This window comes from Kitasatospora sp. NPDC047058 (genome assembly GCF_040643935.1).
GTDB lineage: Bacteria > Actinomycetota > Actinomycetes > Streptomycetales > Streptomycetaceae > Kitasatospora.
Map to the genome: position 1 here is coordinate 1 of NZ_JBEYVJ010000573.1, position 3,594 is coordinate 3,594.

The 3,594-nt window shown below is 75.8% G+C and carries 1 protein-coding gene; it reads right to left on the minus strand.

Translation table 11 applies throughout. From position 1 onward, the window contains the following. A partial coding sequence (locus ABZ885_RS37635) for an amino acid adenylation domain-containing protein (protein WP_360199158.1) occupies window positions 1-3,572 on the minus strand: 3,572 nt, incomplete at its 3' end. Window positions 3,573-3,594: the final 22 nt, after the last annotated feature.

Sequence of the window (3,594 nt, forward strand, 5' to 3'; positions counted from 1 at the left end):
GCCACGGCCGCCTGGGCGACGCCCGGGCAGCCCGCCAGGACCGCCTCGATCTCGCCGGGCTCGATCCTCAGGCCGCGCAGCTTGACCTGGTGGTCGGCGCGTCCGGCGAACTCCAGCGTGCCTCCCCCGGTCTCCGGCCGGGAGGAGCCGCTCTCCAGCTGGGGGGACCCGCTCTCCGGCCGGGGGGACCCGCCCGGCCGCCACCAGGCGAGGTCGCCGGTGCGGTACATCCGGCTCCCGGGCGGCCCGTACGGGTCGGCGGTGAAGCGCTCCGCCGTCAGGCCGGGCCGGCCGTGGTAGCCGCGGGCCACGCCCACCCCGGCGAGGTACAGCTCGCCGACCAGGCCGGTCGGCACCGGCTGCAGCCGGTCGTCGAGCACGTAGGCGCGCATGTTCGCCATCGGCCCGCCGATCGGCACGGTCGCGGCGTCCTCGGGGAGGGTGCGCACCGGGTGGCAGGTGGCCAGGGTGGTGGCCTCGGTGGGCCCGTAACCGTTGACCACCTCGATGCCGGGGCAAGCCGTGAGCACCCGGGCGGCGGCGGCCGGGGAGACGACGTCGCCGCCGGTCCACACCTCGCGTACCCCGGCGAGCAGGCCGGGGCGCTCCTCGGCGACCAGCCGGAAGAGTCCGGCGGTGAGCCAGAGTCCGGTCACCCCGTGCGCGGCGATCGTGTGCTGGAGCAGGTCGAGGTCGAGCTGCTCGGGCGGTGCGACGACGATCCGGCCGCCGTTGAGCAGCGGCACCCACAGCTCGTAGGTCGAGAGGTCGAAGGCCGTCGGGGAGTGCATCAGCACCCGCTCGTGTCCGCCGCCGCGCCATTCGGGGGTGAGCGCGTGGCCCACCACGTCACGGTGGGTGACGGCGACGCCCTTGGGCCGCCCGGTCGAGCCGGAGGTGTACATGATGTACGCCAACTGCCCGGGTTCGCAGCGGACTTCGACGCCGGACAGATCGGCCTCGGCCTGCGAATGATCAGCCTGCGCCAGATCGGCCAGCACCTCCCGGGTGAGCACCAGGGCGGCCCCGCTCTCCCGCAGGATCAGGTCGATGCGGGACGCCGGGAAGCGCGCGTCCAGCGGCACGTAGGCGCCGCCCGCCCTGATGATCGCCAGGATCGCCACGACCAGCTCCGCCGAGCGCTCCAGCAGCACCGCGACCGGTGTCTCCGCCCGTACGCCCTGGCGGACCAGTGCCCGTGCGAGGCGGCCGGACCGCCGGTCGAGCTCCCGGTAGGTCAGCTCGGTGCCGCCCGCCACGACGGCCACCGCGTCCGGGGTGGCGCGGACCTGGCGGGCGAACAGCTCCGGTACCGCGGCCTGGGGCAGCCCGGCGGCGGTGTCGTTGAACCCGTACAGCAGCCGGTGGCGTTCCGCGGCGGACATGAGGTCGATCCGGCTGATCGGCCGGTCGGGGTCGGCGACGGCCGCGCGCAGCAGCCGCGCCCAGCGGGCGAACAGCAGCTCCACGGTGGCCGCGTCGAACAGGTCGGTGGCGAACTCCACCGCGCCGACCAGCCCGGCGGGGCTGGGGGCACCTCCGGGGCCGCCGGTCCCGGAAGGACCGTCCTGGCGGAACTGCTCCGCCAGGCTGAAGGTCAGGTCGACCCGGGAGGTGCCGGTGGGCGCCTCCAGGTGGCCCGTCTCCAGCCCGGGCAGCGCGAACTCGCCCAGGGGCGCGTTCTGCAGGGTCAGCATGATCTGGAACAGCGGGTGGCGGGCCAGCGACCGCGCCGGGTTGACCACCTCGACCAGGTACTCGAACGGCACGTCCTGGTGGTCGTACGCGGCGAGCGCCTTCTGCCGGACCCGGCCGAGCAGGTCGGCGAAGCCCGGGTCGCCGCTGGTGTCGGTGCGCAGCACCAGGGTGTTGACGAAGAAGCCGACGAGCTCGTCCAGCGCCTGGTCGGTGCGGCCGGCGATCGGGCTGCCGATCGGGATGTCCGTACCGGCGCCGAGCCGGGTGAGCAGCGCGGCAAGGCCGGCCTGGAGCACCATGAACATGCTGGCGCCGCGCTCGGTGGCGAGGTCCCGCAGGGCCCGGTGCAGTTCGGCGTCCAGCCGGACCACGACCCGGTCGCCCCGCTGGGAGGCCACAGGTGGGCGGGGCCGGTCGGCGGGCAGCTGGAGCTGCTCCGGCACGCCCCTCAACTCGTCTTTCCAGTAGGCCAGTTGCCGGGCGAACAGGCTGTCCGGGTCGGCGGCGTCGCCGAGCAGGTCGCGCTGCCACCGGGTGTAGTCGGCGTACTGCACCGGCAGCGGGGACCACTGCGGCTCCTCGCCCCGGCAGCGGGCCGCGTAGGCCGCGGCGAGGTCGTGGGAGAGCGGGCCCATCGACCAGCCGTCGGCGGCGATGTGGTGCACCACGACCAGCAGCACGTGCCGGTCGGGGGCGAGCGCGTAGAGCTCCGCCCGGACCGGCGGCTCCGCCGCCAGGTCGAAGCCGCGCCGGGCCGCGTCCGCCAGCCGTTCGGCCAGCCGGCTCTCGTCGAGCTCGACCACCGGCAGTCCCGGATACGCGTCGGAGGCGCTCAGCACGACCTGGTACGGCACGCCGTCCGTCTCGCGGAAGACGGTCCGCAGGCTCTCGTGCCGGGCGATCACGTCCGCGAGCGCGGCGTGCAGGGCCGGCCGGTCGAGTCCGCCCGTGAGGTTCAGGGCGAGGGGCATGTTGTAGGTGGCGCCGGGCCCGTCCATCCGGTGCAGGAACCAGAGCCGGCGCTGGGCGAAGGACAGCGGTACCCGGTCCGGACGGGGCTGGGCGGTCAGGGCCGGCCGCGCGGTGCCGGAACCGTCCAGGCGGGCCGCCAGGCCGGCCACGGTCGGCGTCTCGAAGAGCGTGCGGACCTCCAGTTCCGCGCCGAGGGTCGCCCGCACCCGGGAGGCCAGGCGGGTCGCCAGCAGTGAGTGCCCGCCCAGGTCGAAGAAGCTGTCCTCGACGCCGACCTGCGCCAGCCCGAGCACCTCGGCGAACAGCTCGGCGAGCAGCTGCTCCTGCGGGGTGCGCGGCGCCCGCCCGGCCGCGGCCGCACCGAGGTCGGGGGCGGGCAGGGCACGGCGGTCGAGCTTGCCGCTGGCGGTCAGCGGCAGGGCGTCCAGTGCGACGAAGGCCGACGGGACCAGGTAGTCGGGCAGCCGGCCCCGCAGCCAGTCGCGGAGTTCGCCGATGAGGGCGCCGGTCCCCCGGTTGCCGGTCGGGCGGTTGGTCAGCGACGACACCGCGGTGCCGGCCGGCCGCGCCGGCCGGTAGGCCTCGACGGGTGCGTCCGCCGGTCCGTCGGTGAGGAGCACGTCGAGGGCCTCGGGCGCGTCGGCGGACCAGGTGACGTCCACCCGGCGGCCGAGCTCCCCGCCGAGGGCGTGGAAGTCCTCCGGGTCGGGCAGGCCGGCGTCGTCCGGGCCGTGCAGCCGGTCCAGCAGCCCGGCGAGCGTGCCGTCGCCGTCCCGCACCGCCCGGGCCAGATCGGCCTCGCGGGCGACGCGACGGTTCGGGACCCCGGTGAGCCGCAGCGGGCCGGTGCCCGGCCGCCCGAGCATGATCAGCCAGCGCCGGGAGAGGAGAAAACGGTACACACGGGCACGGTACGCGCACCTC